15 protein-coding genes are annotated in these 15,937 nt (G+C 69.3%); 7 read left to right on the top strand and 8 right to left on the bottom strand.

The features are described from left to right. Positions 1 to 58: 58 nt before the first annotated feature. On the bottom strand, positions 59 to 1,483 hold the full coding sequence (gltX, locus tag VN378_RS02400; protein ID WP_325740636.1) for a glutamate--tRNA ligase: 1,425 nt from the start codon (positions 1,481 to 1,483) through the stop codon (positions 59 to 61). Between gltX and VN378_RS02395 the strand changes: the two genes are divergently transcribed. Next, the gene (locus VN378_RS02395; RefSeq protein WP_325740634.1) at positions 1,482 to 3,623 is read left to right on the top strand and encodes a ComEC/Rec2 family competence protein; all 2,142 of its coding nucleotides are present in this window, start codon (positions 1,482 to 1,484) and stop codon (positions 3,621 to 3,623) included. The two genes, gltX and VN378_RS02395, sit on opposite strands and share 2 nt — an antisense overlap. 67 nt (positions 3,624 to 3,690) lie before the next feature. Here the strand turns inward: VN378_RS02395 and lexA are convergent, their stop codons facing one another. Then, on the bottom strand, positions 3,691 to 4,383 hold the full coding sequence (gene lexA / locus VN378_RS02390) for a transcriptional repressor LexA (RefSeq protein WP_325740632.1): 693 nt from the start codon (positions 4,381 to 4,383) through the stop codon (positions 3,691 to 3,693). Positions 4,384 to 4,573: 190 nt separating this feature from the next. On the opposite strand from lexA, the gene VN378_RS02385 reads away from it, so the two are divergent. Next, on the top strand, positions 4,574 to 5,188 hold the full coding sequence (locus VN378_RS02385; protein WP_325740630.1) for a DJ-1/PfpI family protein: 615 nt from the start codon (positions 4,574 to 4,576) through the stop codon (positions 5,186 to 5,188). 1 nt (position 5,189) lies between these two features. Here VN378_RS02385 and trpC read toward each other — a convergent pair whose 3' ends face one another. From trpC to VN378_RS02370, 3 genes are read right to left on the bottom strand one after another with little or no spacing between them, the layout of a single operon-like run. Further along, positions 5,190 to 5,981 carry an indole-3-glycerol phosphate synthase TrpC gene (gene trpC, locus VN378_RS02380; RefSeq protein WP_325740628.1) on the bottom strand — a complete coding sequence of 264 codons (792 nt, stop codon included), beginning with the start codon at positions 5,979 to 5,981 and terminating at the stop codon, positions 5,190 to 5,192. After that, entirely contained in the window at positions 5,978 to 7,012 is a 1,035-nt protein-coding gene (gene trpD, locus VN378_RS02375; protein ID WP_325740626.1) for an anthranilate phosphoribosyltransferase, read from the bottom strand. The genes trpC and trpD overlap by 4 nt, the downstream gene beginning before the upstream one ends. Before the next feature lies 1 nt (position 7,013). Further along, positions 7,014 to 7,604, bottom strand: coding sequence for an aminodeoxychorismate/anthranilate synthase component II (locus VN378_RS02370; protein WP_325740624.1), 591 nt, complete (start codon positions 7,602 to 7,604; stop codon positions 7,014 to 7,016). Positions 7,605 to 7,709: 105 nt separating this feature from the next. Between VN378_RS02370 and VN378_RS02365 the strand changes: the two genes are divergently transcribed. Further along, positions 7,710 to 7,892: a peptidoglycan-binding protein gene (locus VN378_RS02365; protein WP_325740622.1), complete on the top strand. Its 183-nt coding sequence runs from the start codon at positions 7,710 to 7,712 to the stop codon at positions 7,890 to 7,892. Here VN378_RS02365 and trpE read toward each other — a convergent pair. Both trpE and VN378_RS02355 read right to left on the bottom strand, forming a co-directional pair. Further along, a complete protein-coding gene (gene trpE / locus VN378_RS02360) occupies positions 7,889 to 9,403 on the bottom strand; it encodes an anthranilate synthase component I (protein ID WP_325740620.1) in 1,515 nt (504 codons plus the stop codon). The two genes, VN378_RS02365 and trpE, sit on opposite strands and share 4 nt — an antisense overlap. Then, the gene (locus VN378_RS02355; RefSeq protein ID WP_325740618.1) at positions 9,400 to 11,343 is read right to left on the bottom strand and encodes a peptidyl-prolyl cis-trans isomerase; all 1,944 of its coding nucleotides are present in this window, start codon (positions 11,341 to 11,343) and stop codon (positions 9,400 to 9,402) included. Before VN378_RS02355 ends, trpE begins: the two co-directional genes overlap by 4 nt. 177 nt (positions 11,344 to 11,520) lie before the next feature. Here VN378_RS02355 and tpiA point away from each other — a divergent pair, with 177 nt between their 5' ends. The 3 genes from tpiA (at position 11,521) to VN378_RS02340 (ending at position 14,515) form a co-directional block, all read left to right on the top strand. After that, entirely contained in the window at positions 11,521 to 12,270 is a 750-nt protein-coding gene (gene tpiA, locus VN378_RS02350; RefSeq protein ID WP_325740616.1) for a triose-phosphate isomerase, read from the top strand. An 86-nt stretch (positions 12,271 to 12,356) separates the two neighbouring features. After that, positions 12,357 to 12,773: a preprotein translocase subunit SecG gene (gene secG / locus VN378_RS02345; protein ID WP_325740614.1), complete on the top strand. Its 417-nt coding sequence runs from the start codon at positions 12,357 to 12,359 to the stop codon at positions 12,771 to 12,773. A gap of 89 nt (positions 12,774 to 12,862) precedes the next feature. After that, positions 12,863 to 14,515 (top strand): CTP synthase, encoded by a 1,653-nt coding sequence (locus tag VN378_RS02340; protein ID WP_325740610.1) that lies wholly within the window; start codon positions 12,863 to 12,865, stop codon positions 14,513 to 14,515. 238 nt (positions 14,516 to 14,753) lie between these two features. Here VN378_RS02340 and VN378_RS02335 read toward each other — a convergent pair whose 3' ends face one another. After that, complete coding sequence (locus tag VN378_RS02335) at positions 14,754 to 15,653, bottom strand: LysR family transcriptional regulator (RefSeq protein ID WP_325740608.1); 900 nt, start codon at positions 15,651 to 15,653, stop codon at positions 14,754 to 14,756. Positions 15,654 to 15,766: 113 nt separating this feature from the next. Here VN378_RS02335 and VN378_RS02330 point away from each other — a divergent pair, with 113 nt between their 5' ends. Next, the gene (locus VN378_RS02330; RefSeq protein WP_325740605.1) at positions 15,767 to 15,934 is read left to right on the top strand and encodes a hypothetical protein; all 168 of its coding nucleotides are present in this window, start codon (positions 15,767 to 15,769) and stop codon (positions 15,932 to 15,934) included. Positions 15,935 to 15,937: the final 3 nt, after the last annotated feature.

The raw sequence follows: 15,937 nt of genomic DNA, 5'->3' as shown, positions 1-15,937 counted from the left end.
CCTGGAGGTTAGGCGGCGGATCGGCGCGGGGAGGCGTAATCCACGGTCTGGTGAATTGTCAGATAGTCTGTTGCAGCGCGTCATCCAAGCGCCCGAGGCTTTCTTCACGTCCCAGGGCGGCCAGGGTTTTGGCGATGTCGGGCGAGACGCCGTCGCCCGTCAAGGCCGCGCGCACGGCGGGACCGATCTTGCCGAAGCCCACGGCTTCTTCCTCGGCGAAAACCTTGAGCTCGGACTCAAGAGCGAACACATCCCAGCTGGCGAACAGTTTAAGCCGGTCGCGCAAACGGGCGATGCGTTCGCCCGATTCGCCGGCCAGAAGCGGCAGGCCCTTTTCATAGATTTTCAGCGGCCGCGGACGCAGGACGAAGGCGGTCTGGTCGGCCAGTTCGAGCACCGTCCTGGCCCGGTCCTTCACGAACGGCATGGCCGTGAGCAGCCGGGCCTCGTCATCGGGTCCAAGGGCGTGGCCGCGGGCCAGGTGGACGTCCAGGGTCATCTTGGCCAGACGGTCATCGTCGGCCAGGCGGATCCAGTGGGCGTTGACATGGGCCAGCTTGTCGAAGTCCAGCCGCGCCGGCGCCTTGCCCACGCCGGTCAGGTCGAACCACTCCAGCGCCTGGGCGTCGTTGAACAGCTCGTCGTCGCCGTGGGCCCAGCCCAGCCGAGCCAGATAGTTCCGCATGGCCTCGGGCAGATAGCCCATCTCGGCGTATTCATGCACCGCCTGCGCCCCGTGCCGCTTGGACAGCTTGGCGCCGTCGGGGCCGTGGATCAGGGGGATGTGGGCGAAGCTGGGCCGGGTCCAGCCCAGGGCGTCGTAGATCAGGCTCTGGCGGGCGGCGTTGTTCAGATGGTCGTCGCCGCGGATGACGTGGGTTACGCCCATGTCGTGGTCGTCGACCACCACGGCCAGGTTGTAGGTCGGGGCCCCGTCCGAGCGCAGCAGGACCAGATCATCGAGGTCGTCGTTGGACCAGCTGACCGTTCCCTGCACCTGGTCCTCGACCGTCACCTGACCCGGCAGGGGGCGGCGGAAGCGGACGACGTGAGGCTGGCTCAGGTCGTCGACTGAAGGCTCGCGATTGCGCCACGGGGATTCGAACGTGCGCCGTTCGGCCTTGGCGAGGTCGCGAAGGCGTCCGGTCTCCTCGGCCGAGGTGAAGTCCCGATAGGCGGCGCCGCGGTCAAGCAGCTCGTTGACGACCTCCCGATGGCGGTCGGCGCGACTGAACTGGAAGACGGGTTCCTCGTCAGCAAACAGCTCCAGCCAGCTCAGGCCGTCGAAAATGGCCTTTACGGCGTCGTCGGTCGAGCGCTCGCGGTCGGTGTCTTCCACCCGCACGAGGAACTTCCCGTTGCGCCCCTTGGCGTACAAATAGTTGAAAAGCGCCGTCCGGGCGCCTCCTATGTGCAGGGAGCCTGTCGGCGAGGGGGCGAAACGGGTGACGACAGCTGGGTTCGGTTCGGACGGGGAGGTCATGGCGGGCGTTATAACGCCGACGCCGGCAAAGCCCAGCCTCGCCGCGCGCGCCCGCGCGTTCGTGTCGGGTCAGCTCGCGGCCCAGACCCTGAGATGGCGGATGTGGGCGCCGGTGGCGTTCGGCGGCGGCTGTTCGGTCTATTTCGCGCTGAAGACCGAGCCGCCGACGTGGCCGCTATTGCTGGCGGCCACGATCGGAACGGGACTCTGGCTGGGCGCGCGCCGTCTGGCGATGGCTCGGGTGTGGACCCTGCCGCTGCTGATGCTGGCCTGTTTCGCCCTCGGCGTCGCCGTGGCGAAGCTGCGGACCGACGCGGTCGCGGCCCCCATCGCCCCGGCGATGGCCGAGCCGACGGTGGTCGAGGGCTGGGTGATCGATGTCGACAGTCCCGGCTCGGCGGGCCCGCGCGTCGTGATCGCGCCGGTGCGCGTCCGCGGACTGACGCCCGAGCAGACGCCGGTCCGCCTGCGGGCCACGGTGCGCGGCCCGGTCCCGCGGCCCGGCGAGGCTGTGCGGCTGTTCGCCATCCTCAATCCGCCGCCGGCTCCGGCCAGTCCGGGCGCGTACGATTTCGGCCGCAACGCCTTCTTCCAGAGTCTGGGCGGAGTCGCCTTCTCGCTCGGGGAGACGCGGCCTGCGTACCTGGCTCCCCCGCCATGGCGCGTTCGGGCGGCGATGGCGGTCAACGGCATGCGTTTCGAACTGGCCAGCCGGATCGTGGCGCGTCTGGGCGAACGGACGGGCGGGATCGCCGCGGCCATGACGACGGGGCAGGAGGCGTGGCTGAACCCCGACGACGTCGATGTGATGCGCGATTCCGGACTGGCGCACATCCTGTCCATCTCGGGCCTGCACATGGCCGTGGTCGGCGGCTTCGCCTTCTTCCTTGCGCGTCTGCTGGTCGCCGCATGGCCTTGGCTGGCCTTGCGGGTGTCCGGCAAGAAGGTCGCCGCGGTCGCGGGGCTGCTGGCGGTCGCGATCTATCTGATCGTGTCGGGCGCGCCGCCGCCGGCCGAGCGGGCGGCGATCACGGCCTCGATCGCCTTCCTCGCCATCCTGCTGGATCGGCAGGCGATCACCATGCATGCGCTGGCGGTGGCGGCCTTCGTCGTCCTGCTGCTGCAGCCCGAGGCGATCGTCACGCCGGGCTTCCAGATGTCGTTCGCGGCGACGGCGGCGCTGGTGGCCCTGGTCGAGGCGTGGCCGCGGCGGCCCAGGGAAATCTCAGCCCCCCTGCCGATCCTGATCGTCCAGCGGGCGGGCGCCTGGCTGGCGGCGGCGGTTCTGGCCAGTCTGGTCGCGGGGGCGGCGACCGGGCCGTTCGCCATGCAGCATTTCAACCGTACCGCCCTGTACGGGCTGGCGGCCAATCTGGCGACCGCGCCGGTGTCAGACTTCCTGATTATGCCGATGCTGGCGCTCGGAGCCTTGCTGGAGCCCCTGGGACTGGGCGCGCCCTTCCTGTGGCTGGCGGGGCAGGGGATCGGCCTGATGCTGGCGATCGGCGAATGGACGGCCGGCCTGCCCGGCGCGGTCAAGACGGTGGCGAGCGCGCCGGATGCCGCCCTGCCGATCTCCTTCCTCGGGGTGCTGTTCTGTTGCCTGTGGCGCGGACCGTTGCGGTGGCTGGGCCTGCCGTTCGCGGCGGCGGTGATGCTCTGGCCCCGGCCGCCGACGCCGGATCTGTGGATCGGAGACGGGGGGACCAATGCGGCCTGGGTGGAGGATGGGCAGGCTCTGGTGATGCGACCGGGCGTGCGGCAGTTCGCTGTCGACGTCTGGTCGCGACGGCGGGGCGTCCTGCCGGAAGAGCGGCCGTCGGAGGGCTGGACCTGCACCCGGTTCGCCTGCGCGCCCGCCGTCGCGGGCGCGGGCCCCCTGGCCCTGTGGTGGGGTGCCAAGGCTCCGTCGTTCGAACAGATCGACACCCTGTGCCGGGCCGCGCCGGTCGTCAGCCTGCGCCCGGTCGTGACCGTCCTGCCGGCGTCGTGCGAGGGCCGGCTGGTGCTGGACGGCGTCGACCACGCGCGCGGCGGCGCGGTCGAGCTGTGGCGTGAGGGGCCGGCGTCAGCGGGCCGCTGGCGGGCGGCCTGGTCGGCGGATGTGCGCGGCGACCGGCCGTGGAGCCGTCCCGGATAACGGCTGCGCCGTTTCCGGGATGACAAGGCGGCGCACCTGTCATCCCGGACCTGATCCGGGAACGGGGTCAGTGATAGCGGCGGATGAGGCCGACCAGCTTGCCCTGGACCTCGACCTGGTCGGGGCCGAAGATGCGAGTTTCGTAGTTGCGGTTGGCGGGCTCCAGGGCGATGGAGCCGCCCTTCTTGCGCAGCCGCTTCAGGGTGGCTTCCTCGCCCTCGACCAGGGCCACGACGATGTCGCCCGAAGTGGCGGTGTCGACCGACTTTATGATCACCAGATCGCCGTTCAGGATGCCGGCCTCGATCATGGAGTCGCCCTCGATCTCGAGCATGTAATGCTCGCCCGCGCCCAGCATGGCCTCGGGCACCGGATATCGGGCCGTCTCGTGTTCGATGGCGGCGATGGGCGTGCCGGCGGCGATCTTGCCCATCAGCGACAGCTCGCGGGTGTCGTTGGCCGGCTCGGCGGCCATGGGGCGACCGCCGCCCTGGATGACGTCGGGGCGGAAGGGCTGTCGGCCGCGCGGTTGCGATGGCGTGGCCTGTTCCGGCAGTTTGGTGACTTCCAGCGCCCGGGCCCGGTGGGCCAGACGGCGGATGAAGCCGCGCTCTTCCAGCGCCGTGATCAGCCGGTGGATGCCCGATTTGGACGCCAGATCCAGCGCCTCCTTCATCTCGTCGAACGAGGGCGAGACCCCCGTCTCCTTGATGCGTTCATGGATGAACATCAGGAGTTCGTGCTGTTTGCGCGTGAGCATGGCGTCGAATCGTCCAGAACAAGGCGTGAACCGTTGCGGATGTTCTGTAAGTGTTCTTGCCTAATGTCAACTTAACGGCGGAGCGCCGGTTCGACGGCGGATTCCGGCGTGCGTTTCGACGGCGCCCCGTCTCATATGGACCAGCGCGAGCGTCCCCACGTCGGGAGACCGCGTCATCACGGAGCGCGCCGTGCGTATCGCCATCCTCACCTTCGACGGCTTCAACGAGCTGGATTCCTTCATCGCCGCCGGCATTCTGAACCGCATGCGCGCGAAAGGCTGGGAGGCGCGCATCGCAGCCCCCACGTTCGAGGTCACCTCGATGAACGGGGTCACGATACAGCGCCAGGAGCCACTGGAGTTCGCCGTCGAGGCCGACGCGGTTCTGATCGGCAGCGGGATCCGCACGCGCGAAGTCGCCGCCGATCCCGTTCTCCTGTCGCGCATCAAGCTCGACCCGACGCGCCAACTGATCGGCGCCCAGTGCTCGGGCACGCTGTTATTGGCCAGGCTGGGGCTGATCGGAAGCCTTCCGGCCTGCACCGACCTCACCACCAAACCCTGGGTGGTCGAGGCCGGGGTCGAGGTGCTGGATGCGCCGTTCGTGGCGCACGGAAACGTCGCCACGGCCGGCGGTTGCCTTGCGTCACAATACCTCGCCGCCTGGACCATCGCCCGACTGGCCTCCGTCCGCGACGCGGAGGAGGCGATCCACTACGTCGCCCCGGTTGGCGAGAAGGCGGCCTATGTCGAGCGTGCGATGGCGGTCGTCACGCCGTTCGTGGAGAGGTCGCTCGCGGCCTGAGTCAGGCCAGCAAGGCCCGCGTCGCGGCCTGGACATCCGCCTGACGCATGAGGCTCTCCCCCACCAGCACGGCCTGGGCGTGGGCGTCGGACACCCGCTGCACATCGTCCGGCGTGAAGATGCCGCTCTCGGCCACCAGCAGGGCCCGGACGGGGCTGAGCATGGCCAGCCGCTCCGTCACCGCCAGATCGACCTCGAACGTCCGCAGGGACCGGTTGTTGATGCCCACCAGATCACCGCCCAGCGTGCAGGCGCGGGCCATTTCGGCCTCGTCGTGGGTCTCGATCAGGGCGTCCATGCCGAATCGCTCGGCCTCGGCCAGCAGTTCGGCGGCGAGGGCGTCGTCGATCATGGCCAGAATGATCAGGATGCAGTCGGCGCCCAGGGCCCGGCTCTCGGCCACCTGCCAGGGATCGACGAGGAAGTCCTTGCGCAGGCAGGGCAGGGCGACCGCGTCGCGGGCGGCGGCGAGGAAGGCGTCGTCGCCCTGGAAGCTGGGGCCGTCGGTCAGGACCGAGAGGCACTGGGCGCCGCCGCGCTCATAGGCGCGGGCGAGGGCCGGCGGGTCGAAGTCGGCGCGGATCAGGCCCCTGGAGGGACTGGCCTTCTTGATCTCGGCGATCAGGGCCGGGCGGCCGGTTTCCTCGACATGGCGCTCAAGGGCGGCGCGGAAGCCTCGCGGAACCGAGGCCTGACGGGCCAGCGCCTCGACGGCGTCCTGCGACGTCGCGGCCTTGCGGGCGGCCACGTCCTTGCGCTTGTAGGCGGCGATGCCGGCGAGGACGTCGCTCACGCCAGCTCTTCCGGGACGGGCGAATTGGTGGCGACGACCAGATCGGTCAGGGCCTGGGCCGCCCGGCCCTCGTCGATGACCCGGGCCGCGATGGCCGCGCCCTCGGCCAGATCGGCGGCGCGGTCGGCGACGACGAGGGCCGCGGCGGCGTTCAGCAGAACGATGTCGCGGTAGGCGCCGGCCTCGCCCGCCAGCAGCTTGTGCAGGGCCAGGGCGTTCTCCTCGGCGTCGCCGCCGCGCAGGTCCTCGATCGAGGCCCGGGGCAGGCCGGCGTCCTCAGGCGTGACGGTGAAGCGGCGGACGGCGCCGTCCCGCCATTCGGCCACGCCTGTAGGCCCCGTGGTGGTCAGTTCGTCCAGGCCCTGTCCGTGCACGACCCAGGCCCGTTCGGCGCCCAGCCGGCCCAACACCTCGGCAAGGGGCTCCAACAGGCGGGGATCATAGACGCCCATCACCTGTCGTTTCGCAGACGCCGGGTTTGAAAGCGGTCCCAGAAGATTGAAAACCGTACGGAAACCGATCTCGGCCCGTACCGGCCCGACATGGCGCATGGCGCCGTGGTAGGCGGGGGCGAACAGGAAGGCGATGCCGGCGTCGTCCAGCGATCGGCGCTGCTGGGCCGGAGTGGCGGCGAGGTTGACGCCCAACGCCGCCAGCACGTCGGACGAGCCGGACTTCGAGCTGAGCGCGCGGTTGCCGTGCTTGGCGACCTTCAGGCCGGCGCCGGCCAGAACCAGGGCCGCGGCGGTCGAGATGTTGAACGTGTGCTGGCCGTCGCCGCCGGTGCCGCAGGTGTCGATGACGTCATAGGGGTGATCCAGCCTCAGGGCCGCGTCGCGCATGGCGGCGGCGAAGGCGGCGATCTCCTCGACCGTCTCGCCGCGGATGCGCAGGGCGGTGACGGCGGCGGCGACCTGGGCCGGGGTCGGCTCGCCGCGCAGGCAGGCGGCGAAGAAGGCGTGGGCCTCGTCCGCGGTCAGCACGCCGCCGTCGACCAGCTTGGCGAGCAGGGGTTTGAAGCCCTCGGCCATCTCAGACCATCGCCCGGCGTCTGACGTTGGCCAGATCGAGGAAATTGGCCAGCAGGTCGTGGCCATGCTCGGTGGCGATGGACTCGGGGTGGAACTGGACGCCGTGGATCGGCCGGGTCCTGTGCGCCAGCCCCATGATCTCCCCGTCGGCGGTCCAGGCGGTGACCTCCAGCACGTCAGGCAGGGTGTCGCGGCGGACGGCGAGGCTGTGATAGCGGGTGGCGGTGAAGGGCGAAGGCAAACCCTTGAACACGCTCTGGCCCGCATGTTCGATCGGCGAGGTCTTGCCGTGCATCAGGGCCTTGGCCCGGATCACCTCGCCGCCGAAAGCCTGGCCCATGGCCTGATGGCCCAGGCACACGCCGAAGACCGGCATGTCGAGCGGCGCGCTGTCCAGAATGGACAGGCAGATGCCCGCCTCGTTGGGCGTGCAGGGGCCGGGCGACAGCAGCACCGCCTCGGGTTTCAGCGCCCAGGCCTCGGCGGCGGTCAGGTCGTCGTTGCGCACCACGTGCGTCTCCGCGCCCAGCTCCGCGAGGTAGTGGACGAGGTTGTAGGTAAAGCTGTCGTAGTTATCGACGACCAGGATCATGGTCTGGCTTCTAGGGGCTGCGAGAGCCTGCGCCAAGCGCGCCGGGCCGTAAGTCTTCGTTAACCGAACCGTCCCGAATTGGGATTGTCCCAACGGAGACCGGCCATGACCGACAAGACCATCGCCAGGGCCCGCGTCCTGCTGACGCCGGCGCCCGTCCGGGGCAACCCTTATGCGACGCTGGGCGCGGCTGCGCTGGCGGCGATGGCGGCCGTGCTGATGGCCGGCGTCCTTATTCTCGGACCGGGCGTGCGGTTCGACGAGACGGCGGTTTCGGCCCAGCCCTAGCGGTTGCCGAACGGATAGCGCCAGGCGTCTTCGGCGGCGCGCATGGGCGCCCGGGCCTTGGCTTGCGTCTCGGCGTATTCGGCGGCCGGATCGCTGTCGGCGACCACCCCCGCGCCCACTTGGACGAAGATCTTGCCGTCGGCGAACAGGGCGGTGCGCAGGACGATGCAGATATCGGCCTCGCCGCCGGCCGAGATGTAGCCCACGCCGCCGCCGTAGCCGACGCCGCGCTTCGTCGTCTCCAGTTCGTCGATGATCTCCATCGCCCGCACCTTGGGCGCGCCCGACAGGGTGCCGGCGGGCAAGGCGGCCAGCAGGGTGTCGACGGCGTCCAGCCTCGGGTCGGCGTCGCCCTGGACCTCGGAGACGATGTGCATGACCGAGCTGTAGCGCTCGATGCGGAAGCTCTCGATCACCTCGACGGTGCCGGGCGCAGCGACCCGGCCGACATCGTTGCGGCCCAGGTCCAGCAGCATCAGATGCTCGGCCCGCTCCTTGGGATCGGCCAGCAGTTCGGCCTCCAGGGCGCGATCGACCTCGGGCGTGTCCCCCCGGGGCCGGGTGCCGGCCAGCGGACGGATGGTGACCCGGCCGTTCTTGAGGCGAACGAGGATCTCCGGGCTCGACCCGGCCAGCTGGAAGTCGCCGAAATCAAGGAAGAACAGATAGGGGGAGGGGTTGGAGCGGCGCAGCGAGCGATAGAAGGCGAACGGATCGGCGTTCCACGGGGCGGCGAAGCGGTGGCTGAGCACGACCTGGAAGATGTCGCCGGCGCCGATATAGTCCTTGGCCCGCGCCACCATTTCACCGAAGCCGGCGGCGTCCACCGGCGAGACGAACTCCGGCGTCGACGCCTCGATGGGGGTCGGCAAGGCCGGCAGGGGCGTGCGCAATTCGGTCTCGAAGGCATCCAGCCGGTCCACAGCCGCGGCGTAGGCGGCCCCTGCGGTCGCGCCGGCGTCAGGATAGGCCGCCGAAACCAGCACGATCTCATGCCGGACGGAATCGAAGATGGCGACCAGCGCCGGACGGGTCAGGACGGCGTCCGGCAGGTCCAGCGGGTCGGGATTGGGCGCGCCGAGCGGCTCGAGCAGCCGCACCATGTCATAGCCGAAGACGCCGAACAGGCCGGCGGCCATCGGCGGCAGGTCCTCCGGAAGGTCGAAGCGCGACGACGCCATCAGCGCCCGCAGCGAGGCGAGGGCGTCGCCGCTTTCCGGGGTGAACCGGCCTTCGTCGATCGCAGGGCCTCGCGCCAGTTCCGCCCGGCCGTCGCGGCAACGCCAGACGACGTCAGGTTCGCGCGTGATGATCGAATAGCGGCCGTTGACCGCCCCGCCCTCGACCGACTCCAGCAGGAAGGCGTGGGTACGGCCATGCCCGACCTTGAGGAAGGCCGAGACGGGGGTTTCCAGGTCGTCGACCAGTCGGCGGACGACCACGCGGGGAAGGCCGGCGGCCCACCCCCGCTGAAAGCCGTCGTAATCGGCCGCGGCGGCCCTTGGGGTCATTGACCTTGGGCGGGCGCCGGACGACCGGGCGCCGCAGCGCCGGCCGCCGTCGCGGGGGCTTCGGCGGGCAGGCCGAGGGTCGCGCGGGCGAGGGCTTCGTCATAATGGGCCTTCGAGCGCGTCGCGGCGTCCTTGAGGGCCAGTTCGCCGACGGCGTTCACATTGTCGCCGGCCATGCGCTGGCGGAACTGCTCGGCCACGGGCGCGGCCAGAACGGCCGAGGCGGGAGTGATCCGGTCGATGCGGCCGATGACGAAGCTGTCAGCGGTGTTCTGCTGCGAGAACATTTCGCCGCGGCCGCTGCTGAACATGCCCGCAATGACGCCTTGGCCGTAGGACTGGACCGACTGCCGGTTCAGGCCGGTTCCGGTCTGGAGAGTCGCGCCGGCCGAGGCGGCCACCGCGGCCAGGTCCTCGCCGCCCCGGACGCGCGCGGCGAGAGCATTGGCGCGGGTCGTCAGGAGCCGGACGTTTTCGCGCAGAGCCCATTGCTCGGCCAGCGGCGCGCGGATCGCCTCCAGCGGCGGCAGGGCCGCAGGCATGACCTCGTCCACGCGGACCACGAAATACTGGCCCTGGCCCATGTCGATGACCTCGCTCTCGGCGCCCTTGCCCAGCGTCCACATGGTCTGGACCAACTGCGGCGGCAGCGGCGGATTGATGTCCTGACCGTTGCGCAGCTTGCCGTCCTGGCGAATCGCGGGGACCTGGATAATCCGGGCGCCGGTCTCGCGCACGGCGACATCCAGCGTCTTGCCGTCCTGGCGAGCCTTCTCATAGGCCTCGACCCGACGATAGACGGCGGCGCGGGCGTCCTCGGTGCGCAATTCCTGGATGACCTGTTCGCGCACCTCGGCCAGCGTGGCGGCGCGTCCCGGGGTGATGGCGGTGACCTTGGCGACGACGAAACCGACGCTGGCCTGGACCGGGGCCGACACCTCGTTGGCGGCCAGGCCGAAGACGGCGGCGGCGATGGCGGGATCGCCCAGGGCGCTGCGCGGGGTGTCGGCGTAGTCTGCGGGCTGGATGTTGTTGGCGCTCGCGACCGCAGCCGGAGTCTGGCCGGCGCGCAGGGCGGCGGCGATGTTGTCGGCGGCGGCGCGGTTCGGCGCCGTCAGCGTGACGAAGGTGCGCCTCTCGGGCAGGGACAGGGCGTCCCGGCGGAAGTTGAACCGTTCCTCGATCCGGGCCTCGCTGATCGGGGCGGCGGCGGCGCGGTCGTCGAACAGGACGACGGAGGCGGTGCGCGATTCCGGCAGACGCAGCTCGGTCGCGTTCTGGTTCATGAAGGCGGTCAACTGGGCGTCGGTCGGGGCCGCGGCCTTGCCGGCCATGGCCTGGGTCACGGTGAACCAGCGGCCGTCACGGGTTTCCAGCACCTGACTGGCCAGAACCGCGCCGTAGATGCGGGGCAGGCGCATGCCGGCGCCGAGCGCCGAGCCATAGTGCTGGGTGATGTACTGGTCGCGCAGTTGCGCCTCGAACATCTCGGGCGTGGCTTTGTTTTCAGCCAGTTTGTTCCTGTACTGGTTCTCGTCGAACTTGCCGGTGACGGAATCGAAGAAGCCCGGCGCCTGGCGAATCTGACGCAGGACCAGTTCCTTGCCCGGACGAATGCCCGCCTGCCAGGCCCAGTTCAGGAAGCCGAGCTGTTGCGACCGCTGCTGGAGATACTGGACCAGGCCGCCCTGGCCGATCAGTTCCTCGAAGGTCAGGGCCCGTCCGGCCTGTTCCTGGGACTGCTGGAGGATGCGGTCCATCTCGTCCCGGAATTCGGCCTGGCCGACGCTGCGGTCGCCGGCGCTGACCACATGTTTCGGTCCCAGGTTGGCCAGAACGTCGAGCTGGGTGCCTCCCGTGACCAGCAGCGCAAGCGCCAGAACGACAAGCAGGCCGATGGCCCATCTGGATTTGGCGAAGGTGCGGAATGCGGTGAGCATGGTCGGTCCTGGCGGAACAGCGGCAGAGTGTCGCTTGGCCTATAGGGCGTGAGCGACCCGCACGGCAAGACGATGGCCATTCTTGTCGGGGCGCGGCCATGGGCCTCTTCGGGACCGCGCGGGCCCGGCCGGCCCGGATGGCTTGGCTTGAGGGTCGCCGCCGCATAGAAGGCGCACATGAAACAATCCGTGAAGCTGGTCGCCGGCAATTGGAAAATGAACGGCCTGGGCGCGAGCCTGACCGAGGTGGAGGTCCTGCGCGCGGCGCTGGAAAGCGAGCCCGCGGCCTGCCGCGTCGCCCTGTGTCCGCCCGCGACCCTGATCGAGCGGATGGCGCGCGCGGCCGCCGGGAGCCCGATCGGGGTCGGCGGGCAGGACTGCCGGGCCGAGACGCACGGCGCCTTCACCGGCGACGTCTCGGCGGCGATGCTCAGGGATGCGGGCGCGACGCTCGTGATCCTGGGCCATTCGGAGCGCCGTCAGGGACATGGCGAGACCGACCTTCTGGTGTCGGCCAAGGCCGAGGCGGCCCTGGGCGCCGGACTGGAGCCCATCGTCTGCGTGGGCGAGACCCTGCAACAGCGCGAGGCCGGCCAGGCCGTGGACGTGGTGCGTTCGCAGATCATGGCCTCCCTGCCGCTGGTGCTGGCCGGCCGTGACTTCGCCGTGGCCTATGAACCGGTCTGGGCGATCGGAACGGGTCTGACGCCGACGCTGGAGCAGATCGAAGAGGTTCATCGTGCGGTTCGCGCCGCCATGATCGAGCGGCTGGGGCCGGGAATCGCGGCGACGCCGATCCTGTACGGCGGCTCGGTCAAGCCGGACAACGCCGCCGAGATACTGGCCGTGCCGGAGGTCGGCGGCGCCCTCGTGGGCGGGGCGTCGCTGAGGGGCGCGGATTTCCTGGGCATCATCCGCGGAGCCTGACCGGAGGAGCGTTTGCTCCCGTCCCGCATCAATGTTAGACGCCGCCGCTTGATCGGCGCGGTGTCGCGCCACACATATCGGCTGCCATGCTCCAGACCATTCTCCTCGTCGCCATGATCCTTATTTCGGTCGCGCTCGCTGGCGTGATCCTGATACAGCGCTCCGAAGGCGGCGCTCTCGGCATGGGCGGAGGCCCGTCGGGCTTCATGACGGCGCGCGGCGCGGGCAATCTGCTGACCGTGACGACCTGGTGGCTGGCTGGCGCCTTCTTCGCCTGCGCCATCGGCCTGACCATCCTCGGCAACGTCGAGCGTTCGAGCCGGTCGATCGTCGACGCCGACGCCATCGGCGAGTTGATCACGCCGACGACGCCGCAGACCGCGCCCGCCGCGGATCCCTCGGCCCCGGCCCAGCCCGCCGCGCCGTCGCTGCAGAACCTGGAGTCGAGCCTGTCGGGAACGACCCCCGCGCCGACCCCCGTCCAGCCCGCACCGGCGCAGTAAGGATGAGCGGGGACCTTATCCCCGCCTTCCGCTCCCGCCCTCAAAGTCTCCAGTCCGCCGCCCCCGAATCGGCGGTAAGGTAATCTCCCATGGCCCGTTACGTGTTCATCACCGGCGGCGTGGTTTCCTCATTGGGAAAAGGCCTCGCCTCCGCCGCTCTCGGCGCGCTTCTGCAAGCGCGCGGCTACAAGGTGCGTCTGCGCAAGCTAGACCCCTATCTGAACGTCGATCCGGGCACGATGAGCCCGTATCAGCACGGCGAGGTCTTCGTCACCGACGACGGGGCCGAGACCGATCTGGATCTGGGCCACTACGAACGTTTCACAGGAGTCTCTGCGGCCAAGTCGGACAACATCACCACCGGCCGCATCTATTCGACCATCCTCGAGAAGGAGCGGCGAGGGGACTATCTCGGCGCGACGGTGCAGGTGATCCCGCATGTCACGGACCAGATCAAATCCTTCTGCCTGACGCCGGCGCTGACCGATGAGGGTGAGGAAGTGGACTTCGTCCTGGTCGAGATCGGCGGCACGGTCGGGGACATCGAAGGCCTGCCGTTCTTCGAGGCCATCCGCCAGCTGGGCCAGGATCTTCCCCGCGGCCAGTCGTGCTTCGTTCATCTGACATTGCTGCCGTTCATCAAGACGGCCGGGGAGATGAAGACCAAGCCGACGCAGCACTCGGTCAAGGAACTGCGCTCCATCGGCATCCAGCCCGACATCCTGCTGTGCCGCTGCGAGTTCCCGATCCCAGCGGAGGAAAAGCGCAAGATCGGCCTGTTCTGCAACGTGCGCGAAAGCGGCGTCATCCAGGCGATGGATTCCAACGACATCTATGCGGTGCCGCTGGACTACCATCGCGAGGGCCTGGACGCCGAGGTCCTGGCTCATTTCGGCATTACCGACGCCCCGGCTCCCCGGCTGGATATGTGGGAAGAGATCGTGCGCCGTCGCCTGCACCCGGATGGGGAAGTGACCGTGGCGGTCGTCGGCAAATACACGGTGCTGAAGGACGCCTACAAATCCCTGATCGAGGCGCTCCACCACGGCGGGGTGGCCAACAACGTCAAGGTCAACATCGACTGGGTCGAGGCCGAGACCTTCGAGGGCGACCGCGAGGCCTGCGACGCCCGGCTGCAGGCGGCTCACGCCATCCTGGTGCCGGGCGGATTCGGCGAGCGCGGCTCGGAAGGCAAGATCGAGGCGGCGCGCTTCGCCCGCGAACGCAAGATCCCCTATTTCGGCATCTGTTTCGGCATGCAGATGGCGGTCATCGAGGCGGCGCGTAACCTTGCGGGCTACCCCAGGGCCTCATCGACCGAATTCGGTCCCACGACCGAGCCCGTGGTCGGCCTGATGACCGAATGGACCCAGGGCAACCAACGGGTCCTGCGCCAGCAGGGCGGAGACATGGGCGGCACCATGCGCCTGGGCGCCTATGACTCGACGCTGAAGCCTGGCTCGAAGATCGCGCAGATGTACGGTTCGACCACCATCAGCGAGCGCCACCGCCATCGCTATGAGGTCAACATCAACTACCGCGACGCCATCGAGCAGAAGGGCGGCCTGACCTTCGCCGGCCTGTCGCCCGACGGCGTCCTGCCCGAGACGGTGGAGCGCGAGGACCATCCGTGGTTCATCGGCGTCCAGTATCACCCCGAACTCAAGAGCAGGCCGTTCGCGCCCCATCCGCTGTTCGCCGGATTTATCGAAGCGGCGGTCGTGCAGAGTCGGCTGGTTTGACGGGGATGCTTATCCCCTCAAACGGCCGTCGATGCCGACAGCGGACGCAGACCTCGGTGCCGGGCTGACTTCTGCTGTCGACATACATGTGGCCCTTGCGAGCGCATTTCAGAGACTCGAACACAGCCGTTTCCCTCGCCTGTACGCCAAAGAACAATGTTCTATAATTTGTTGCAGCGCAAGATTGGACCTTGAACGCAAGCGCCGGGACGAGGGTTCCCCGTGGAACGGAGATCGCTCAGCCATCTGTAAACATCGACCGATCCGCCTTTACCGCCTCCAGGATCATGGCCGTCACCGCCCGGATCCGGGCCAACGGTCTCAAATCTGCATGAGTCACCAGCCACAGGCTGCGATCCAGGTGCACCGCGTCTGGCAGGACGCGGCGCAGACCTGCCTCGCGCGCAGCTATGAAGTCCGGCAGCACGCACAGCCCGGCGCCGGCGAGGGCGGCCTGGAGCTGGGCGATCAGGTTTGAACTCTGCAAGGCGACGTGAATATCGACATCCGGCGCCTGCATATAGTCCAGCTCAGGCGCGTAGAGCAGGTCGCCGATATAGCCGATGAAGCGGTGACCAGCCATGTCGGCGCGCGCCAGGATCGGCGGCCGCGCATCCAGGTAGGAGGGAGCCGCGTAAAGGCTCAGTCCGTAATCGGTGAGTTTGCGCGAGACCAACCGGCCCTCGCGCGGCGCGCTGAGCGTCACGGCGATGTCGGCCTCGCGCTTGGACAGGCTGAGCACGCCGGAGATCGCCACGAGCTGGATATCCAGGCCGGGATGGCGATCGGCCAGCCGCGCCATCAGCGGGGCCAGAACATAGCTGCCGAAACCCTCGGGGGCGCCGATGCGAACCGTGCCGCTCAGCGCCTGGTCGGCCTCGCCGAGTTCGTAGGCGGCCCGCAGGGTCAGGCTTTCGATCTTCTCGGCCGTCGGCATCAGCCGCTCGCCGTGCGGCGTCAGGGCGTAGCCGTAGGGGCTGCGGTCGAACAACTGGGCTCCCAGACCGGTCTCGAGCGCCGCGATGCGTCGGGCCACCGTCGTGTGGTCCATGGCGATGCGGGCCGCCGCCGTAGTCAGCCGGCCCGTGCGGGCCACCGCGAGGAAGGCCCGCAGGTCGTTCCAGTTGAAATCCGCCACTGGCCCTCCTGTGCAAAAATGCACAACGATTGCTCAAACCTTTGCATCGTCATGACAGAAAAGCCATGAGATACCGCCGCTATCGCACGTGACTTCGTTCAGAGGACTCCGCCATGGCTTTCGACTCCGCCGCCTGTGCGGCGCTGCCGCCCGCCCGTCTCATCGAGGCCGCCGCGGAACCCTGCCCGGTGTGGGCGGCCGAGAACCCCGACCGCGCCCTCGCGTTGCTGTTCGTGGCTCCGCGCGCCTGCGCCGCCGTCGACGTCCTCGTCTCGCTGTAAGCG

The organism is Brevundimonas sp. (genome assembly GCF_035561115.1).
GTDB lineage: Bacteria > Pseudomonadota > Alphaproteobacteria > Caulobacterales > Caulobacteraceae > Brevundimonas.
Note: the sequence above shows the minus strand (reverse complement) of the source record. Positions and strands in the feature narration are given on the sequence as shown.

Coding starts and splice junctions, on each gene's coding strand:
- VN378_RS02395 (WP_325740634.1), top strand. CDS start 1,482: ATGGCGGGCGTTATAACGCCGACGCCGGCAAAGCCCAGCCTCGCCGCG.
- gltX (WP_325740636.1), bottom strand. CDS start 1,483: ATGACCTCCCCGTCCGAACCGAACCCAGCTGTCGTCACCCGTTTCGCC.
- lexA (WP_325740632.1), bottom strand. CDS start 4,383: ATGCTCACGCGCAAACAGCACGAACTCCTGATGTTCATCCATGAACGC.
- trpD (WP_325740626.1), bottom strand. CDS start 7,012: ATGGCCGAGGGCTTCAAACCCCTGCTCGCCAAGCTGGTCGACGGCGGC.
- VN378_RS02370 (WP_325740624.1), bottom strand. CDS start 7,604: ATGATCCTGGTCGTCGATAACTACGACAGCTTTACCTACAACCTCGTC.
- VN378_RS02365 (WP_325740622.1), top strand. CDS start 7,710: ATGACCGACAAGACCATCGCCAGGGCCCGCGTCCTGCTGACGCCGGCG.
- trpE (WP_325740620.1), bottom strand. CDS start 9,403: ATGACCCCAAGGGCCGCCGCGGCCGATTACGACGGCTTTCAGCGGGGG.
- VN378_RS02355 (WP_325740618.1), bottom strand. CDS start 11,343: ATGCTCACCGCATTCCGCACCTTCGCCAAATCCAGATGGGCCATCGGC.
- tpiA (WP_325740616.1), top strand. CDS start 11,521: ATGAAACAATCCGTGAAGCTGGTCGCCGGCAATTGGAAAATGAACGGC.
- secG (WP_325740614.1), top strand. CDS start 12,357: ATGCTCCAGACCATTCTCCTCGTCGCCATGATCCTTATTTCGGTCGCG.
- VN378_RS02340 (WP_325740610.1), top strand. CDS start 12,863: ATGGCCCGTTACGTGTTCATCACCGGCGGCGTGGTTTCCTCATTGGGA.
- VN378_RS02330 (WP_325740605.1), top strand. CDS start 15,767: ATGGCTTTCGACTCCGCCGCCTGTGCGGCGCTGCCGCCCGCCCGTCTC.